This is a genomic window from Bacillus sp. FSL L8-0152 (genome assembly GCF_038006365.1).
Classification (GTDB): domain Bacteria; phylum Bacillota; class Bacilli; order Bacillales; family Bacillaceae_G; genus Bacillus_A; species Bacillus_A cereus.
The window spans coordinates 2512799-2532384 of record NZ_JBBOVB010000001.1 but is presented as its reverse complement, the minus strand read 5'-3'; the positions used below and the strand labels follow the sequence as shown (position 1 = coordinate 2532384).

Below are 19586 nucleotides of genomic sequence, written 5' to 3'. Positions count from 1 at the left end.
GCAGGAATTCAGTCCGCCTTTAGGCATAGGATAAAAGTGTCAACTTTCCATAGAAAAGTTAACGTCAAGTAACTCCAAAATATATAATAAAGGTTGATTTTAGAGTTACTTTTCCACATTGGAATATCTTGTCTTATTCCCCTTTTTCGGTGGATGGGCAAAAACACCCTAATTCTAGAAATTCATCAGTTTCCATAAAACCAAACTTCTTATACACTGGTCTACCCATTTTTGAAGCCCCAAGCCATATTTGTGAGATACCTGAAATCTTAACTTCATCAACTAATTTAGTTAACAGCTTTGTTGCGATTCCTTGCCCACGATAATTTTCATTAGTATACATATTTGTGATATAAGCCTTTTTTCCAGTCTTATTGGTGTAACAAGGTGGAAATTCATAAAAAATTACTGCACCACAAGCTATAGTTTCTTCATTATCTTCCACTAGCCATTCAATTAAAGTACCTTCACTTAGTTTATTTTTAAAGAAAGCATATAGTTCTCTACCAATATCTATATTAGGTTCTATCCCCTCATCAACTAATTGCTTTTTCTTAACTCGACCAATTTATCAATATCATCGATATTTGCTTTGCGATATTTCAACTTTTCACAACTCCTTTATAAAATTACAACTGACCAGCCCCATAGCATAATTAATTCTCATCATTTTACCATTGGTTCTTATTAAACTAAACTGCCATTAAGTTATTTGGGGTATTTGCTCTTCTTTGCTTGATAGCCATATGTGTACTACCACGAATAGAACGATACCTTTTATATATTTTCTTTCGTAATATTAACCCCATATTCCCTATAAAAATCTAAAATTACAGATGCATTCATACCCAAATCTAATAAATTTTCCGGAAAGTAAATTTTAGAATCCGGAACCATAATATCAGATGTTTGTAAAATGTTCTCTGCTTGGACAGCTGCTCCTAAAGCAGTAAGATGTGTCTGTCCTAACGGATCTGATATGTTCACACATCGCCTATGCAATACACCATTAGCATCATAACCTTTAAGATGAATAACTATGTTATGTGCACTTCCACTTCCGGGTTTATAAAGAATATTTTTTCGTAAGTCATTAAATTTTTCTCCACTAATCAGTTTCCAAATTCCTGTATTCACCAGAGAAACCAGTCCATATGTAGATATTTTACTATCAAAAGCAATCCGAAAGTTAGCCGAAACAGCATGAATTGATTCTGGCAGGGTTACGTGATCAGGAGTATCCAAACGATAACATTTGGTTATATAACCGTTGGGAAAGCGGACTTTGATCGGATCAGTCATTGGATAAGCCTGTCGCATTCCCTCTCGAGCTTTGACTTCAAATGGAATCGTTAACCGGTCCATATATGCTGTTGAATTTGGTCCTGCTTTGTCTTGAAGAGAATATAGTGCGTTGATATCAACCGTAACCTCTTGAATATCTTTTGAATACATTTTAGCAAAAAGGGCTGCTGTCCCTCCCATCCACCCTGAAGCTAATACAACAGGGGATTGGACCTCAACATTTTTTAATCGATCAATAGAACTCTTAAAACGTTCAGTCCAACGAGTAATGTCAACCAATGGAATTTTTTTTTGAACTGCAGATAGAAGTAGTCTATCTTGCGGGTCATTAACCGCATTAACAACTAATGTGAAATTATCATCCAAATTTCTTAACGGATCATCTGTTGTGTTGTCTACAGTGACTATTTTTACTCTATCTGATTCAAAAGGTAACGCTTTCCCTAAAGTTCTTCCTCCTAATCTAATTTCCAAATCAGGATGTCGATCATGTAAAATTTGAGCAATTTGACTACCAACAACACCATACCCACCAACAATTAATACTGTTTTCTTATTCATCTGAAACCTCCATTTTAATTAGTGTGAAATCATAAGTTTAAATGATTAAAAACTTAAACCTTTTAACATAATGTCGCTAAAAAAAGGGACAAAGGGTGCCCCTAAACTATAAATGAGTACCTAATTCTTACATTCATCTTCAACTAAAGAAACAAGTTCTTTTAAAAGATTTATTGTTTCATTAAATTCAAGACAATAATACATTTCAGTGCCTTTTTTCTGAACTCGAAGTAACCCTGATTGTTTCAATATTTTCAAATGATGAGATACAGTAGGTCTTGACATGGGAATATGCTCCGCAATTTGCGTCACATTCAAGCTATCTTTATCAATTAAAAGCGATACAATTTGCTGACGAGTTGGATCTCCCAACCCTTGGAAACATGGTCTTAAATTTTCTAAAATATGCATTACTTTATCATTACAGTTCATTTCGCTAACATTACCTTCCGTTTAAGAATTTAATCATTTAAACGTATTATAAATTACATTGCTATCTAATGCAATAAAGAAGTAGCACCAACTTTAATTATAAATATTGAAAGTTTCATAAACAGCCATTTTCAATTTTCCAGATTTGTAAGAATGTCAGTTCTTTTTTCTGTAACAATTGTCAAATTCATTCTAGCTATAACCAGGACAAACCCACGAAATTTACTAAGCTTATATCGGATTGTATCAAGAACTTTCAACTCAAGTAATTCTGCTTCGCCTGTTTATCCTCCTACAGAAAAATGGCGAAAGTTCCACTGTTATGAGAAAAAGAAAGTCTTTAATATTTTAGATGTTGTCTATAATTGTACTCTGTGTCACAAGAAAACAGCATAGCAATAAATAAAATGCCTTAACTTCTCATAAATGACTGTTGTAGTGATATAAAATTTTCGTTATGGGGGTAATTTAAAATATTAACTTAATAGCTATGGGGTACCGCCACACATCCATCAACTTAAAAATTCAAAAATAGGGACTTTGATTTGTCTTGCAATCCCATCCAATGATACTTAGCCTTTTATGAAGGTCATGTTCCTCAGACCGTAGATTTGTCATTGTCTGTCTCAACAATTCGGGTCTGGATCCCTAGAGAATATATGTATGCTAGTTGTGCTCAAGAAAAAATATAGTTTGTCTTCCTACTTTATAAATCCCTTAACATTTCCTGTAACTTTCCTCCGTGTTTTTCAGCAATTCGAAGTCTTCCGCACTTTGAATATCCTCATCAATGTCCATAATTATGAGGAGTCTAAAAATTTGAAGAAAACAACAAAAATAGTGTAAAAAAGCTACATACTATTTTTGTTGTTTTCTTTTTTAATCAGTATAAATTTGTTAATTATTACAAGCGTTTAATTTATTACACTTTTTGCGTGCTTTAATTTCCGCCGGCTGGGCACCAAGCCAATAAGTTGGAAAAGCTGTCCCTTCAGTAACACCCCCATCACGATGCATGTAATAACGCTCATCATGGTTAGCTTTAAAGTTTCCTTCAAGTGCAAGTTCCACCCACTCTGCACCAAAACGAAAAATTTCTGCAGCTACTCCACCAAGCGGGTGAAATTCATTCTCATAGACGCGTATCTCCTTTGGTGCTTCTACAAACTCATAAAGACTTAATGCTTCTTCCAAACGGGTAAGTTCATCAAATTCTCCTATTCCCATGAAGACTGGACAAGTAATCTTTGGCGCCAATTTCCACAGGTTCATCTGGCTACTCAACTCGTTTTCAAAAGCAACTTCATCAGTGTAACCAGACATGTACATAAAATTGGCTTTGAAACTCGGCTGAGCTCTGTTAAAGATGGTATCAAATTCACCATATACACCTTCAAAAGTGGCTATAGCGTTTATACGATTATCACTCGCAGCAGCTCGCATCCCCCAATACCCACTCATACTGATACCAAAAAATCCAATCCGTTTTGGATCAACCTCAGGCCGTTTTAATAGAAAATCGATATAACAACTAACGGCGCGTTCGTAATTAGTCAAATCGACTTTTAGACCTTCAGATACAGATTCACCTTGACCCGGTCCTTCAATTGATAGAGCTATGATACCACGAGACGTATAATAACGTTGCGCAATCTGTATATAGTCTTCCTTAATCATATCCATACCTGGACCTAATATTACTGCTGGTGCATTCTGAACTTCACCTGAGGGCAAATGAAGTAGTGCATATATCTGTTTGCCTTCAAATTCTAGTACTATACGTTGTACTGTTCCTCCTCCAAGTGATGAAATAGCTGCCACACATTCGTTACAACGTTCTCGAAATGCCAATTTTCGTGGATCATCATTAAAATATGAATATTGTGCACGTCCCCACATAACAGCAGCTCGCTGATATAGATCACGAGCAGTAACAGTGAATCCCTTTTGTTCATAATGTTTTGCACGTTCTTGAGCCTGAGAAGCAACCGTCGCCCATGCTTTTGGTATCATTGCTCCACTCTTTACTTGAGAAAAAACTTTATCAAAATCAGTGTGGTCATGTCCTAACTGTTCCATAGTTGCCTTTGCTTCAGGATGCAAAGCATCAAACCCACCAAGTGCAAGGGCTATATCTAAAGCCCATCCTTGAGATTGTGAACGTTGAGTCATAATAATCATCCTTCATTATTTTAATTAAGTACTTAACAATTAAGTACTTAATTAAAATAATGAAGTATAATATGTACTTTTGTCAAGACTACAAACCAAGTCGTCTTATTATTTTATTGATGATTTAAGGTGAGCATATATAATATTGCTTGGAAAATGAATAGCCAGTCTCTACTTAATTTGACTCTACTCTTTTTCATATGTTAATGTTAACACCATATAATTAAGTACTTAGTTAACGGGAAAATGGTGATGTTATGAAAAATTCTTCAAATAAGTTAACTGCGATAGACGAACTTAGTCAAGCTATATATAGTCTGACTGCAGCCGATGGACGTTTAAGAGGGCGAGCTACTCGTACATTAGGGGCAGTTTCAATGGTCCATGCTCGAACCCTTAAAGTACTAGCTGAAGAAGGCGAATTGTCAGTCAAAGAATTAGCTGATCGAGCAGAAACTACCGCCGCTGGTATTACTCAATTAATCAATGGATTACAACAGGCTGGTTACGTTGAGCGTGTTCGTTCAAATAACGACCGGAGAGTTGTCAATGTCCAACTTACGCCTAGTGGTTTAAACTGTCACTTAGAAAGAGAGAAAAAACTAAAACATATTCTTAATGCGAACCTTTCAGATTTTGATCCAGAGCAAATCGAGAAATCCTCTGAAATAATTAGGTGTCTAGTTCATGTCCTTGACCAACTATAATAGTATTCTAAAGCTTTCTTGAGTTTTTAGAACTAACACATCGCTATTATGCTAAAAGAACTAGTTATCCCAAAATAATAAAACCGCATCTCCAATTATTAGATAAATATCTAATCCATTGGAAATGCGGTTCACTTAGGTCATTGATGTTTCAGCTATTCTCTTTATTTGAAAATTACATCTACCATACTAATTTAATATTATATTCCTGAAGCCAACTATTAACTTGAAGTAAATAATCTATTATACCTCGTGCATCATTACCTGAAATTACTTCGTCTTTTCCTTCTGCAATAGCACGAACTCTTTCTACATTAATCAATGGCAAAATAGGTGATTCAGGATTGTTCAACACATGTAACATCCAATCACTAATACCTTGTACATAAGAGGCATCCTTTGTGCTTGGATATGCACTTTTTTTGCGATAACGCACATCTTCTGGAAGTACATTTTCAAAAGCTCGACGTAAAATACCTTTTTCAATATTGTCTATGCTTTTCATTTCGAATGGGACATTCCATAAGTATTCTACAAGCCGGTAATCGCAAAATGGAACTCGTACTTCAAAGCCATTCATCATACTTGTGCGATCTTTTCGTTCTAGCATAAATGGCAAGAAACGTGTAATAAACATGTAAGACATTTGACGTTGCTTCATTTGCAGATCACTTTCACCTTCTAAAAAAGGAACCTCAGCAACCGCATCTTCAAATTTTTGTTTTTGATATTTTTCAGGGCTAATCTTCGCTTTAAAATCCTCTGATAGAATTTCTGTGCTATACCATAAATTAACACTCCAAGGGAATATCTCTGCATCTAGAAACTTCTCTTGATGGAACCATGGATATCCTGAGAATACTTCATCTGCGGATTCGCCTGAAAGTGCAACTGTTGCGTCTTTTTTCATTTCCTTAAATAGCAAATAAAGAGACGTTTCCAGTTCTCCAACTCCAGGTAGATCACGCGCTCGCATTGGAGTTAATAAATACTCTATTAAACTATCTGATCCTAACTCTATAGAATGATGCTTTGTTCCTACATATTCAGCCACACGTTTCACCCAAGGTTCATCACGATCAAAACGAAGGAAGTCTTGCTCAAAGTCTTTTTCATCATTGATGAAATTCAGGGAATATGTATGAAGGCGTTCCCCTTTATTCCCAAATTCATTTCCTGCTAAACCTGTTAAACCACTGGAATCTAAACCTCCGGAAAGCATAGATACCACTGGTTTATCAGCAATTAACTGCCGTTTAACCGTATCTTGTAAAATGGAGCGGATTGTCTCGACTGTTGTATCAATATCATCTACATGTTTTTTACTTTCAAGTTTCCAATACTGTGTCGTAGTCGAGCCATTAGAGGTAAACGTCATATAATGGCCAGCACGCACTTCATGTATATCCTTGAAAATAGCATGACCAGGAGTACGTGTTGGTCCAAGGCAGAATATTTCAGAAAGTCCTTCTTTATCTACCTCTGCATCTACAAATGGATGCGAAAGTAAAACTTTTAATTCTGAACCAAAAAGAACTGCACTTCCCCTTTGAGCAAAAAATAAAGGTTTCACACCTAGATGATCACGACCAAGCATCAATTTCCCAAATCTTTCATCCCAAATACCAAAAGCAAAAATCCCATTTAAGTGTTGAACACAATCTTCTTGCCATTCTAAGTAAGCGTGTAGTAATACCTCTGTATCCGACTTGGTCTGAAATTCATGACCTTTCTCCTCAAGTTCTTTACGTAATTCTTGATAGTTATAAATTTCTCCATTGAACGTAAGGCCAATCGTATTATTTCCATCTTTATACAGCATAGGTTGAAGGCCACCTTCAGGATCAATGACGATGAGACGTCGATGACCTAATGCCGCTCGTTTTGAAAACCAATGCCCCTCTGCGTCAGGTCCTCGGTGAATGATAGCATCTGTCATTTTTTTTAACGTTTCTTGTTCATTAGACAGGTCTTTAGACCAGTCTATCCACCCTGCAATTCCACACATAGTGTCTACCTTCTCTCAAATAGTATAGAAACCGACTAAAATCAAATATCAGTCGGTTTTTCGTAAAAAAATCCGACTAAAATCATCTTTTAGTCATGTTTATATAATAAAATGAATTGAATAAAAAATCAAATAATTCACTCAAGAAAGAAATCACCGTCCCCTTTCACTTGAATTCTCATCGTCCGATTAAAAAATTATTACCTTAAACTTTCATTTTCATCCTAAGTGATACAGTTGCATTCTATTATAGTTATATACTAGAAATAAGAATGGTGTATGTTATTCTATAAGAAGCAAATAGAGGACTTTCTATTAGGATTTACAAAATTAGAAATGAACTAATACAGAATGTAAAGACAGAAAACTTCGCTAAATATTTCAAGGATAGGGTGTAGACAATGATCAAATTAGAAAAAGAAAATAAAAAAATGAAAATCATTCAATCTGCCACAATACTGTTCTCTACGCGTGGTGTCCGTAACACAACGGTTGATGAAATTGCAAAGACAGCTAAAGTTGGTAAAGGTACTATTTATTATTACTATACAGATAAAACTGAAATATTATGTGACTGCTATATGCGTCATATTCAGCTTAAACGCTCACAATTATTTAATTTATATAAAGAAGAAAAAGATGTTTTACTTCGAATACAAAAAATTCTTCATTATATCAGCCTAGAATATCATCAAGATCCATTTGTTTCTACACTCTTTCAAGAATATAAAGAGTACCATTCACCTGAAATTACAACTTGTTTTAAACAATCTGAAGAAGAAGCAATTAACATGATAAGTAATTTACTTGAAAAAGGTTATCAGCAAGGAGCTTTGCATAAGGTCCCATTACCGCTTACAGCTTTTATGTTAGTACGAATGATTTTTAACTACGAACAGGATTATATAAAAGATGATAAAAGTGATACAGAATTTCTGCAGTTGCTAAAACATATGCTTCTTAAAAACTAGTTTTAACCACATACAAAAAATAAGTGCGGTGCAATTATATGAAGAAGAACGTGAATAATGGCGGTTTTTTATGAGTTCTTTTCACTCTAGACAAACATACGAAATATCCAACGCTTATGTAGAAATGAATGAAAAAATCATATAAATTTTTCTGAAATTAGAAAGCCTATACTTAAATCTACAATAAAATAGCCCAGTAAAAAGAGCGTGTTTCATCTATCTAAACACGCTCTTACAAATATTTAAACCCTATATGATTTGCTTATTCCATTCTGATTTTCTTTTAACTAATACATCTCTTTATATACGATTATCATGCCAGAAGTTTATTGGAAAATGATTATTCTCATCATAAGCTTCAAATTCATACCCTTTTTCTTTTAATCCTTTTATTATTGCTGGAACTGCTGCGACAGATTGTGGATGAATATCGTGCATTAAAACAATTTCCTTTGAAGACGTCGCACCTGCTAAGACATTTTGAACAATTTTTGCGGCCGCTACATCCACAGGTAATTTATTGTATTTCCAATCTAAAGAATCAATTGTCCAATCCCATACTTTCAAATCATTTCCGACCACTTCATTTCGAAGTGATTCATTTAAGCCAGGCATTGATCCATATGGTGGACGTGTTAATTTCGGTGTGTTTCCAATAACATTTCTAATTAAAGATTGATCTTCTTTCATTTCCTTAACATATTCCTGATTGGTGTACAGCTTTTTAAAATCATGTGTCATACTATGCATGCCCACATAATGGTTTTCTACATGCTCTCGTTTCACTAAATCTGGGAACCTTTTCACGTTATCGCCAATTAAAAAGAATGTTGCTTTCACATCATTTTTCTTTAATACATCTAATAGATTAGCTGTATATTTTCCTGGTCCATCATCAAAAGTTAAATATACAACTTTTCTTTCTTTACCATCAAAACGATTAGGTATCGATTTTTTCAATTCATTTTTAGGTAGACTGCTCACTTGTTGAACACTATTTGCCTCTTCCGCATTTACCAGCTTAGGATTCGTAATAGATTGAAACATGTAATACCCTATTGCTACTAATGTAATAGCCAACAATACACTTATAATTCTTTTTTTCTTAAGCTTAATTTTCATATTATAATCTTCTTTCTATCAAATCATTCCACTTTATGTCGTTTAGTTTTACTATCCTATTTGTTTATTAAGTTTTTTAACTTAACCAATCTCAATTTTGGACTAATCATTTTAATAATCTATATAGGTGAAAATTAGTGCCCTGCACTAGCGTTCATGGCATTTCCTATAATAGTTAGAACTACTGGAAATAATACTGGTCCTAAGGTAAGGACAATGTTTAAAAGTATAATAAAACTATATAGTAAGCTGTAATTTTTACTATTACGGTTTTCGAATACTAGGATGACTAATGTTATTATAGTAATTAAATGTAATAATAAAATTATCAACCAATAATACATCATTATAGTAAGATTCCACTTTCCTAATAGTTGGTATGTTACCCCTATTATTATCCCTAATATAGTAGCATTAAAGGAAATAAACAAAGTTCTTTTTAGTATTTTAGGAAATGTTTTGTGATCCACAGTTTTATTATATAAACCGATTAAAATGCCCAAAGATAGATATGCCAGTAATAACCCTACCCAATTCCAGATCCAATCTTGATCCCCCATTAAATTAAACAAAAGCGAAAGGATCCCTCCTACTGCAAGAATCGAGGAGATCATAATACTATTTAAAGCTGATTTCATACTATTTTCACTTCCTTAAAAATTTTACAATACAGCATTGAAGTCTACTCTTAAGTTGTCCTTTACTTATTAGAATCCTTTTCATTAAAAATCTTGTATGGAAATCCCATCATATAATACGGTCATCATACCTATTAGCATATACGGAAAATGGTAGGCCCAACAAAAATTACATGTCCATGATCCCGTACAATAATTTTTAAACCGAACGAAACACCACCAAATCCTACTCCACACGGTAGATATACAAATAGAGGATGCGATTCATCAACTTTTATTTGTATATCAATTATTCAGACGAGTAGCAGCTACTGCATAACCTTAAAATAAATGCTTTGATTTTTCATCGTCAATCAAATAGCACATTTGATTCTTATTAACTTGTATTCTTCCTTCTTCTACTGCTTTACTATAGCCCGCTGTATATTCAAAAATAGTAGCCCCTTTGTTTCTAAGTAAATCTTTTTCCCACTTTTTCGCAGCTGCTGCCATATGTACATATGATGTTTTAAACTTAATCATAATTTATTATAATTAAGTATATATTAACAATATATTAAGTATAAGTAAATAAAATTAATAATTATTTAATTTTATTTACTTATTTAAAGGGGATTACATATATGAACGATATTAATGTTGGTCACAGAATTAGGGCATTTAGAAAAGGTGCCGGATTAACCAGTAAGCGTTTAGCAGAGTTAGCTGATATAACACCTTCCATGTTAAGTCAGATTGAAAAAGGAATCACAAATCCTTCATTACAAACACTAAAATTAATTTCTGTAGCATTAAATATTCCATTGTTTAATTTTTTCTTAGAGGATACCAATACAGAAGAATTAGTTGTACGAGCTAACCAAAGGAAAAAAATAATTTTTCCTGAAAGCGGCAATGTTTCGTATGAGCTATTATCTCCTAATTTAGATGGAGCACTAGAATTGGCTTTAATGAATCTGTTACCTCAAACTGCTTCATCTATGGAGCCTGTGGCACATAAAGGGGAAGAAATAGCATTTATTATGGAAGGACAAGTGAAACTATATCTAAATGATGCGGTTTTACTTCTCAATACAGGTGATAGTGTTAAAATCCCACCTTATGCAAAGCATAAGTGGGAAAACACTTCTTTAAACAAAGTCACTGTTATATTTGGAGTAACTCCACCATCTTTTTAATTTCAAATACTAGCGAAGAAAAGTTAGAGAAAATAATTCTCTAACTTTTCTTGTATACATAACTTTATTTTAAGAAAGTAAAAAACTTGTCTCTCAATTATATGAGATTAAAACTAGTGAAATAGATCTTTTTAATTACATACTTAATTTACTTTTTAATGTCCAGTATTTTTCTCCATTCGCTTCAAAAGAGAATTCTACCCATCCATTTGGATCTTCACGATAAATAAAGATGGTTGTTCCAGGAGTTACTGTACCAACTTTATTCTCCTCGACAGCTACATCTGGTCTACTTTTAATTTTTAAATTAAATGGATAAGGTACCTGATAGTAAGTAGCTGATGATACAACATTTGAGCTTGAATCGTCTGCATACATTTTATATGGAATTTCATTAGATAACGCGTCGACATCTAATGTTTCAGGATTCTTTGGTAATTTTTTTGCATATGTATAGTCTTCTACACGAAACGGTTTAATACGTTCCATAATGCCTGCAATTTTCTTAGCCCAGCCTTTATCTGATGCATATTTCACGTTCATGCCAGTTAATGTTGGCCCGTTATAATACATACCGCTTTCTTCCAAATATCTTTCTCGTACATAATTAGCATTATAAGCAATGCTATCGCCGTAGCTTGGTAAATATTTCGCATATTTAAACGGATCTCCATCATATGCACGTAGACCGAATAGATTATGTTTTTGATATGCGATTTCTGATTTTCCGTATCCAGATTCTAAAATCGCATGCGCTGCTAAATAATGAGCACTCACACCATATTGATTTTGCGCATTGATAAAATCTTGCCCATGGCCAACTAAAGGACTATCCGAATGATATTTCGCAATAAAACTATCAATCTCTTGAGCTGTAATTTTCGAAGCCACTGTTAAATTTAAATCTTCATATGAGGTAGCAGTAATAATCTCTTTTTCATCGTTTAAATTTTGTTGTAACATATCTGTTTTTGCAGTAAGTTGAGCAGCTTCAGCACGTGTTATAAATCTATTTGGTTGCCAACCGTTCTCGGTACCATTAGAGATTTTTAAATCTATTAAAATATTGGCGTATTTTTCTCCCCAATGCCCTTTTAAATCTACAAATCTAACCTGCTCGTTATGATTTGCTGTGCTTTGTAGTTTATATGCATTTACTAACATCGTAGCCATAGCAGCGCGAGTTACTTTTCCAGATGGATTGAAGATTCCATTACCTTCACCCTTAACAATACCAGCTCTTTCAGCAGCAGCAATATAAGGAGTAGCCCAGTGATTTTGTGAATCAGTAAAAGATGGTTTTGCATTAGGATCAATTTGTATCCCTAAAACTTTTGTCATAATTTTTGTAGCCGAAGCTCTGTCCAATGAGTCATTTGAACCAAAAGTTCCATCTGGATAACCATTCAATACCTGTTTATCAACTAAATAATTAACAGATTTATCGGCCCATACAGGAACATCAGGGAATGTATGAGTATCTGCTAAAATATTAGAAGAATAGGATAATATAGATCCTGCAAGGATACCTGTTGCAATTAATTTGTGCTTCATTAAAATAAACACCTCTACCATTGTATTTATCAAATTGGGATTTTCTATTTTTATATTTACATGTTTGTAATAATAATAAAATCGTATTATCACACATTCAATTTGATGTAACGAGTATAGTTACTTATATACACAAGTGTCAATGAGTGCCTTTTGCAAAAATGTATAATATTTACATTATTTTAAATTTACATGATCTTATAATTGACTTAGGTATAAATTTTGTAAAGGACTTTTTGATAGATTACTTATTAGCTTACCTGAAGAAATCTCTTTAGTTGTTAATTTGCCAACCTTCCTTGTTTACTATTAATTAATCAATTAAAAAAAGAATTTTTTTGTTTAAGAGCTACTTTAAAATCTTAAGTTGATGGATGTGTGAACGTACCGCTACTAAAATTCTTGCTTTTAAATCATTATTAATGTATTATATTTACGTAGAAATATAATGATTATAGTATATAAAAAGGAATCAAATCTATAAGTAAGATTTAAATCCTTTTCCAAGTCAAAAAGACTTTGCCAAAATCTAATATAATTTATGCTTGTCTTTTTAATATGTATCTAGTAAAAACATATTTTTTATCAATGGAATTCTGTTTTCAATATAAATTGAAACTTTTAAATAGATGTTTATTTAGTTTCAATAATAGAAATTAGTGTTCTAAATAAGGAATTATACAAAGTGATCTGAAAAACCTGAGAGATATTGTATGTAGTTTGCTCATCTCCAGGTACTACAATAAAAGAGCCTTACCTCTCTAGGCAAGACTCTACTAGTTTAGTTGTATAATATTTACATGATAACTAAGAAACAGAAAACATATAACACCAAATAACAGCCCCCTATTACTCCTCCTACAGCTAATACCTGTTTAACCCAACTCTTAAATTTTTGATTACTGTAAATCGCTTGCACTCTTTCCATATTTCCTCCTATTAAGGAGAACTCTTAAAGACTCTCACCTCGCTATAGTACCATTAAAAAATGAATAATAGAGATCCAATGTATAAATATGCAATATTGCATACGAAAATGTATTGTTATTATTATAAGCGGTTACTATGATGAGGTTATAAAGATTTATCACATCTTAATACGAAAAAGAGGAGAGAATAATATGGAAATCGCAATGGCAGTTTTAAAATTTATAGGTGGAGCAATCCCATTAATTCAAGAACTTCTAAAAGCATTTATGTAAATTTACTATTTAGCAATTATTTATAAAAATTATTATACAAATAATCTGTATATCAAAAATAAATTGGCTTACATATCATTTGCGTGATCAAGGTCCCTTTAACATGACTAAGGGGACTTTTTGAAATTTTCAAATAATTAACGTTACGTCACATCACCATCAAGTTAGCAAAATAAAATGAAACTTTAACTTGATGGTGATGGGAGTAACAGTTGTGATTTAGAGATAAGATCAGATTATACAAAGTTTTGCACGTCAGCGATACCGGAAATAAAGTTCGCCTTTAGTAGCAAGGATCCCCATTAAAGATAGCCAACTTGCCTATTTAAGAATAGGAGTGTCAATTTAAATGATGCGTTCCTAGGCACTACTCTTCTTCTAAAATAGCGTAATAATATTCATCCCACCATTCATTCCCATGTGGTATACACTTCCTGAAATAGCCTTCTCTTCTCATTCCAATCTTCTCCATTACTCGATATGATGGGGTATTTTGTGGCTGACATGTAGCTATAATCCTATGTAATTTCATTTCCTTAAAGCCATATTTCAAAGTAGCTTTTGCTGCTTCAGAAGCATATCCTTTATTGAAATATTTAGGATTGAACACCCAACCAATCTCATATGTATGCTCACCAAAATATTTATGAAAGACTATATGGCCAATCAGAATATCTTTATCAATTAATACTACAGGAAAGTTTTTAGCGTTTTCACCAATGTTTTCATTCACAAAGTTTCTTGTATTTTCTTCAGTAAAGACCCCTTCAGGTATGTATTTCATAACATTGATATCTGATGTATACTCATGAACAGCTTGCCAATCTTTGAACTCAAATTTTCGTATTAATAATCTTTCTGTTTTTATAAACATTTACTTTTCCCCCTCAAAAAATTGCAACTATATTTAAACTCCACTTTCAAGGTGAAAATACGGGCCAAACAAACTATCTTACAGCTTGAATTTAGAAACTTTAGGGGTAATGTTTTGACAAATATATTATATAACAAATATTAACATCCACGGGATTTGTTTTTGAAAATTATGCGAACTAAGAAAGAAAGTAGTTTTTTCTTAGATATTATTGTTAATAACTGATGGTATCATTATATTTCATTCTGCAACTTATTTAGAAAAGCTATGTACATTTTGAAGAAGTTCTTCAATAAGTTTTGTTTTTTCATTTACCTTTGTGGCATATGTGAAATCACCATAACAATATGGATACCTAAAATTATTTTTATTTTCACCACAAGTATACATGGCTGGATTTTGATCAACTTTCATCTTAGAAAATTTTTTGGCCGAATCCTCCGAGTGTTGTTTAACTTCTTGACTAGCAATAAAATCAATATACCCTGGCCCCATATTATAACTTTGAATAATTGTATCTATGCTAACATCTTTGTCCGTTCCATATTTGTACATTTTAGCAAAGTGCTTTACCCCTTGTTTAATGCTCAAGCTTGTCTCTTGAATTTCATTTGGCTTTAATCCAAGTGATTCGGATGACTGCATAGGGTCGTTTCCCTCACCTCTACTCTCTTGATACATAATTCCTAATAAAATTGGTGTTTTCTCTCCTAAATTATATTTTTCTAATTCTTTTTTTAGGGTAGACTCATATTGCAATACACGTTTTTCGGTGGCTTGCGCTTTATTTTGTTGAATATTGGTTTTATGATTAAAATATAGCATTCCAAGTATTGTTCCTAAGCCTAAAATACTAATAAGGAACGCTTTTATAATTTGATTTTTACTTGTATCCTTCATATATTCCTCCTCGTATAAGAAATTCAATTTTTCAAAGGTAATTGGTTATATACAAACTATGTAATGAACACCTATCTCCCACCCTTTTTAGACTCATACATCAATACTTTAAGGTTTCAAGTTTAATATAAAAATTTAAAGATAAGGTAAAGATAAGATAAAATAAAATAAAAGGTATTTTTAGCGTACTTTAAAAGATATTGCTACAAACGGATATATGGCACAACTTGTTGATATGAATGGATTTAGTGATAATTGAAAGGTTATTGTACAAGTTATTAATTATGGAGATATTATTCCAGAAGATTTAACCTATCTTTTCAATATGCTTTATATAAAAACTACAACATAACATATAATAAAAAACGGCGGACCCTCAACCTAGAAGAATCCACCATCACAAATAAATGATTATTTCACACCTAGTTTTTCTTTTGCTTTCTTCGGGAGCTCGTCTTCCTGCACTTCCTCCCAAGCTGTTACACCTTTTTATCTGAATAATATACACGTAGGAATGCTTCTTTACGAAGATTCTTTTGTGCAATAAATTCTAACTCTTTTTCTTTACCTTCCTTATCAAAACCCGATAATGTATATTCATACTCCTTTCGCGTCACTTTACCATCCATAGATTTTGAAACCCCTCCTTTTCCATCCATGGCAATTTAAACGTAATATTCACCTTTACCAATACAATTGATATCACACCCAACTAAAACACTTGCAAATACAACTTCCTTATTTTTTACGTACCTGTGTATTTTTATCTTTTTACTCACTTTTATTTTTCTTTTTTAACTAACTTATTTAAGATAATCTCATATAAATTAATTAACGAATTAATGCTATTTGCGACATAAAAAAAGAGAGGCGTCTGCCCCCTAATGATTAGGCCTACGCTACCTTCTTTCTTCACCTTCCCATAGAATTTGTTAACATTATCATCCTTCTCCTAACTAAGATCTTTTACTTTTACTAATTTCATATGAGAAATTCCCTTCAAATGTATACACCAAGAATGAGATTTGATAGAAGATACTTGTCTTCATTTTGACTTTTCCAAAATACGAATAATATACCATTCGTTAATAGTCTGATTCGACTTTCCTTATTGAAACTGGAATATTTAGTAAAATAAATTAAACACGCAAATAAATTGATATCGTATCTCATGATTTTTAAGAATGATTCTGTTTTTCATTGTAGTAGTAAAGTTGTTTATCTCATATTGAATTACCTTTCATCTTTCTTACAAGCTCGCAATATTTTTGAAAATACAGTTTATAAAGCCGAGAATTATTATTTTTTGAGAGATAACATTGAGGAGTTTTTCATATGCACTGTACTATACGGTACTAGATTCCCGTACAGATTTCATTTACAATTCATTGTATTTTCTCTACCGTTCACCAAGTTAAAATGGAATAAATTACCTTTTCATTATAAGGGCCCCGATATAACAATGGAACGTGTGCAAGGCCTAACTTTTTACACCATGCAACTGTTGCATCCCACGATAAACATTCATTTTTCTCATTCCATATTGAAAAGACATAAAAATAGGACGTCAGTGCTATATAGTGAATACTATGACAAGCATACACATTTTCACCACATATCCGCCAGCCTTCTGGAATTCTATACCCCATATTAGTGATATGGCTATAAAAGTATAAAAACTATTAACAAAGCATCTTAATGTTTATGAAATGCTTTGTTAATAGTTTCTCTTCTCCCTAATCTCCTGCGAGACTATATTTTTTTATTGAAATTTTCCATATCTTATTTGATTTATTTATTCTGTAACACCAGATTGGGTTACTTTTACGTCAGCTGTTACACGAAAACGTAAATGTTTATAGGATTCTTCCCATTCTTGACTGTTCCATTTTCTTACGTGAGTTCTACCAAGCTTTCTAAGTCCTATAGGATCTGTGTCTTTTTTAATAAACCTCTTTATCAATGTAGTTGCTTTTTTTTCTATTTCTTTTTCCATAATTTTTTCTAATTTTTTTATTTCTTTAGGATTATCTAGATTTTTTGTTTTTGTAAATTCTTGAATTTCAGCTTTAACTTGAATATGAGCATTTACGAATGGATGCTTACTATTCCCCTCCATCTTATATTTTGTTCTAGCTTTTATATTCTCTATCGTGGCATAAGTGTTTGAAGAACCAGGTAGTTTGAATTGGTATGTACCTTGTTTAAAATTATCTGTCAACAATTTAAATACAAATAAATCTTTAGGGTTCACTTTATCAACCATTTTACATCTTTTAAAAAGTGCTATTCCATTTAACTCCAACACATTCCCTTTTTTAGATATCATCGGTAAATAGGAATCTCTCGCATCATCATCAAGTTGATTTAAAAACATAAAAAAGTTTGTTTTTGGTTGCGTTCCATTGTTCATATTTTGCTCCAGTAAAGAGGATAGATAAGAAGCAATTTCTTTTTCTTTAGAATAGTTCCCCTTTAATAGTGATTCCCCTTTTACATTTGTAATTGCTAAATAAATTGCATTTCCTACACTAGGATTGCGGTTCAAAGTCTCTAAAATTTCCTGCATTCCCTTTTCAATTATTTTTTCATTAAAAATAATAACACGCAATTGCCCCAACTCTAGAGGTCCAGAAGATTTTTCGGATGCTCTTGCAAGAACTTCTCTACCAGTCTGGCCTGATGCTGAATAGATTTTTGTTTCACCTTCCCCGCCTCCTTTATAAGCTGAAATCGCAAAGGTTCCTTTTAGCTTACCTTCTGCTTCAGTATCATATGCCGCAACTTGAACTAAATCAATGTCATCCACAATTTTTGTTTTAGCACAACCTATTAAGAAGACACCCAATATAAGGAAAAGTATCCAGCGCTTCATATTTATCTCCTTAACTTTATTTTGGCCGTTTGAATTAGCCATAGTACAGGTAGGTATACATATATATATACAAAGCCAATTTGACCTGTCCAAGTATTTAATAAGTTAATTTTATTACGGTTATTCAAGAAAAATGACAAAATAAAGATGAATAGGATGATAACTGGCAAAACATATTTTTGCTTTATTCCCAGTGCCTCTTTTATACCACGACTTACTCCCCATAATGTAAAGGAAACATTCGGTAATATAAAAAAAGCCCAAACAGAAACAATAATGTATTCAAACCGCTCTATAAAGGGAAATTGTATAATTTTAATCATGCTTAAATATGCCCATATCGCGTTCGCAAGTTGCTTTTCACTAAAAAACGCAAGAGTTAAAATCATAAGGTATGTGTAGACAATAGTCGTTACTAAATTTGCATAGTGCGCATATTTTTGAGACGTTCTTGCCTTTTTAATAAATGGATAGTACAACAATAACATTTCAAATCCAAAAAAACTAAACATATTTCCTTTCATTCCTTTCATAATTTCTAGGAATGAATGCTGTGCAATTGGAAATAAATTCTGGAAATCTGCATACTGCAAAGGATAAAAAAATGTGAAGATTAGAATGCTTGGGATAACGATTCCAAAGAAGCCGATTCCGGCAACTACACGAAATCCTCCAGTCACAATGTAATAACATAGACCCAAAAACGCCCCCGCTATAACCCAAGATGAAATTGAAGGAAACATCCAAACATGTACTACTTCGATATAAGTATGTAGTGTTGTTGCACCTAATAATACAATATAGGATAAAAAAATGAAGTTGAGCAATCCACCAATCCATTTTCCAAGTACGTTTTGATTGATTGCAATGATGTCTCCATTGCCCTGATTTAAAATCTGATATATGATCCAAATCATAAGATTAACAGATATTCCAAAAAGTAGCGTGCTAATCCACGCATCATTTCCAACTAATTTTGCACTAATCCTTTCAAAACCAAGCATACCAACTCCCATCTGTATAGTAATAATTAAAAAAAATACCATATATGGAGAGACTTGATACTCAATTGGGATCTGTTTCATAA

General features: G+C 32.7%; 17 protein-coding genes and 4 pseudogenes. 5 read left to right on the top strand and 16 right to left on the bottom strand.

Features of this window, described 5'->3' with window-relative positions; translation table 11 throughout:
• Positions 1–133: 133 nt before the first annotated feature.
• The 3 genes and pseudogenes from MHH27_RS12725 to MHH27_RS12715 all read right to left on the bottom strand — a co-directional run bounded on the left by MHH27_RS12725 (position 134) and on the right by MHH27_RS12715 (position 2298).
• A pseudogene (locus MHH27_RS12725) lies at positions 134–606 on the bottom strand (GNAT family N-acetyltransferase).
• Positions 607–777: 171 nt separating this feature from the next.
• Positions 778–1866 (bottom strand): saccharopine dehydrogenase, encoded by a 1089-nt coding sequence (locus MHH27_RS12720; RefSeq protein WP_098235915.1) that lies wholly within the window; start codon positions 1864–1866, stop codon positions 778–780.
• Positions 1867–1986: 120 nt separating this feature from the next.
• A complete protein-coding gene (locus tag MHH27_RS12715) occupies positions 1987–2298 on the bottom strand; it encodes an ArsR/SmtB family transcription factor (RefSeq protein ID WP_000995770.1) in 312 nt (103 codons plus the stop codon).
• A gap of 247 nt (positions 2299–2545) precedes the next feature.
• Here MHH27_RS12715 and MHH27_RS32020 point away from each other — a divergent pair.
• Positions 2546–2694: pseudogene (locus tag MHH27_RS32020) on the top strand (IS4 family transposase); the annotation flags it as partial.
• 501 nt (positions 2695–3195) lie between these two features.
• Here MHH27_RS32020 and MHH27_RS12710 read toward each other — a convergent pair.
• Positions 3196–4470, bottom strand: coding sequence for an alpha/beta hydrolase (locus tag MHH27_RS12710; protein WP_061660955.1), 1275 nt, complete (start codon positions 4468–4470; stop codon positions 3196–3198).
• A 257-nt stretch (positions 4471–4727) separates the two neighbouring features.
• Between MHH27_RS12710 and MHH27_RS12705 the strand changes: the two genes are divergently transcribed.
• Complete coding sequence (locus MHH27_RS12705; protein WP_000798525.1) at positions 4728–5177, top strand: MarR family winged helix-turn-helix transcriptional regulator; 450 nt, start codon at positions 4728–4730, stop codon at positions 5175–5177.
• A gap of 181 nt (positions 5178–5358) precedes the next feature.
• Here the strand turns inward: MHH27_RS12705 and asnB are convergent, their stop codons facing one another.
• Positions 5359–7185 (bottom strand): asparagine synthase (glutamine-hydrolyzing), encoded by a 1827-nt coding sequence (asnB, locus tag MHH27_RS12700; RefSeq protein WP_071714852.1) that lies wholly within the window; start codon positions 7183–7185, stop codon positions 5359–5361.
• Between the two features lie 401 nt (positions 7186–7586).
• Here asnB and MHH27_RS12695 point away from each other — a divergent pair, with 401 nt between their 5' ends.
• On the top strand, positions 7587–8156 hold the full coding sequence (locus MHH27_RS12695; protein WP_000593069.1) for a TetR/AcrR family transcriptional regulator: 570 nt from the start codon (positions 7587–7589) through the stop codon (positions 8154–8156).
• Positions 8157–8456: 300 nt separating this feature from the next.
• Here the strand turns inward: MHH27_RS12695 and MHH27_RS12690 are convergent, their stop codons facing one another.
• From MHH27_RS12690 to MHH27_RS12680, 3 genes are all read right to left on the bottom strand, one after another.
• Positions 8457–9278, bottom strand: coding sequence for a peptidoglycan-N-acetylglucosamine deacetylase (locus MHH27_RS12690; protein ID WP_016083086.1), 822 nt, complete (start codon positions 9276–9278; stop codon positions 8457–8459).
• Between the two features lie 134 nt (positions 9279–9412).
• Positions 9413–9916, bottom strand: a complete 504-nt coding sequence (locus MHH27_RS12685) for a DUF3902 family protein (RefSeq protein ID WP_000833547.1) — start codon at positions 9914–9916, stop codon at positions 9413–9415.
• Between the two features lie 321 nt (positions 9917–10237).
• On the bottom strand, positions 10238–10408 hold the full coding sequence (locus tag MHH27_RS12680; protein ID WP_306802062.1) for a serine dehydratase: 171 nt from the start codon (positions 10406–10408) through the stop codon (positions 10238–10240).
• 131 nt (positions 10409–10539) lie between these two features.
• Here MHH27_RS12680 and MHH27_RS12675 point away from each other — a divergent pair, with 131 nt between their 5' ends.
• On the top strand, positions 10540–11094 hold the full coding sequence (locus MHH27_RS12675; protein WP_000997928.1) for a helix-turn-helix domain-containing protein: 555 nt from the start codon (positions 10540–10542) through the stop codon (positions 11092–11094).
• A gap of 135 nt (positions 11095–11229) precedes the next feature.
• Here MHH27_RS12675 and MHH27_RS12670 read toward each other — a convergent pair whose 3' ends face one another.
• A complete protein-coding gene (locus MHH27_RS12670) occupies positions 11230–12648 on the bottom strand; it encodes an S-layer homology domain-containing protein (protein ID WP_025118711.1) in 1419 nt (472 codons plus the stop codon).
• A 796-nt stretch (positions 12649–13444) separates the two neighbouring features.
• Complete coding sequence (locus tag MHH27_RS12665) at positions 13445–13576, bottom strand: hypothetical protein (RefSeq protein WP_000442767.1); 132 nt, start codon at positions 13574–13576, stop codon at positions 13445–13447.
• 88 nt (positions 13577–13664) lie between these two features.
• On the opposite strand from MHH27_RS12665, the gene MHH27_RS12660 reads away from it, so the two are divergent.
• Entirely contained in the window at positions 13665–13850 is a 186-nt protein-coding gene (locus MHH27_RS12660) for a hypothetical protein (RefSeq protein WP_002094014.1), read from the top strand.
• A 367-nt stretch (positions 13851–14217) separates the two neighbouring features.
• On the opposite strand, the gene MHH27_RS12655 is transcribed toward MHH27_RS12660, so the two are convergent.
• The 6 genes and pseudogenes from MHH27_RS12655 to MHH27_RS12625 form a co-directional block, all read right to left on the bottom strand.
• Complete coding sequence (locus tag MHH27_RS12655; protein WP_000470143.1) at positions 14218–14724, bottom strand: GNAT family N-acetyltransferase; 507 nt, start codon at positions 14722–14724, stop codon at positions 14218–14220.
• A 252-nt stretch (positions 14725–14976) separates the two neighbouring features.
• Positions 14977–15624 carry a lysozyme family protein gene (locus tag MHH27_RS12650; RefSeq protein ID WP_000655741.1) on the bottom strand — a complete coding sequence of 216 codons (648 nt, stop codon included), beginning with the start codon at positions 15622–15624 and terminating at the stop codon, positions 14977–14979.
• Positions 15625–16035: 411 nt separating this feature from the next.
• Positions 16036–16283 (bottom strand): annotated as a pseudogene (locus tag MHH27_RS12640) (YxeA family protein).
• A 762-nt stretch (positions 16284–17045) separates the two neighbouring features.
• Positions 17046–17276: pseudogene (locus tag MHH27_RS12635) on the bottom strand (RNA ligase family protein); the annotation flags it as partial.
• Between the two features lie 143 nt (positions 17277–17419).
• Positions 17420–18499: a Ger(x)C family spore germination protein gene (locus tag MHH27_RS12630; protein ID WP_000832858.1), complete on the bottom strand. Its 1080-nt coding sequence runs from the start codon at positions 18497–18499 to the stop codon at positions 17420–17422.
• 2 nt (positions 18500–18501) lie between these two features.
• Positions 18502–19584 carry a GerAB/ArcD/ProY family transporter gene (locus MHH27_RS12625; protein WP_000809705.1) on the bottom strand — a complete coding sequence of 361 codons (1083 nt, stop codon included), beginning with the start codon at positions 19582–19584 and terminating at the stop codon, positions 18502–18504.
• Positions 19585–19586 lie beyond the last annotated feature (2 nt).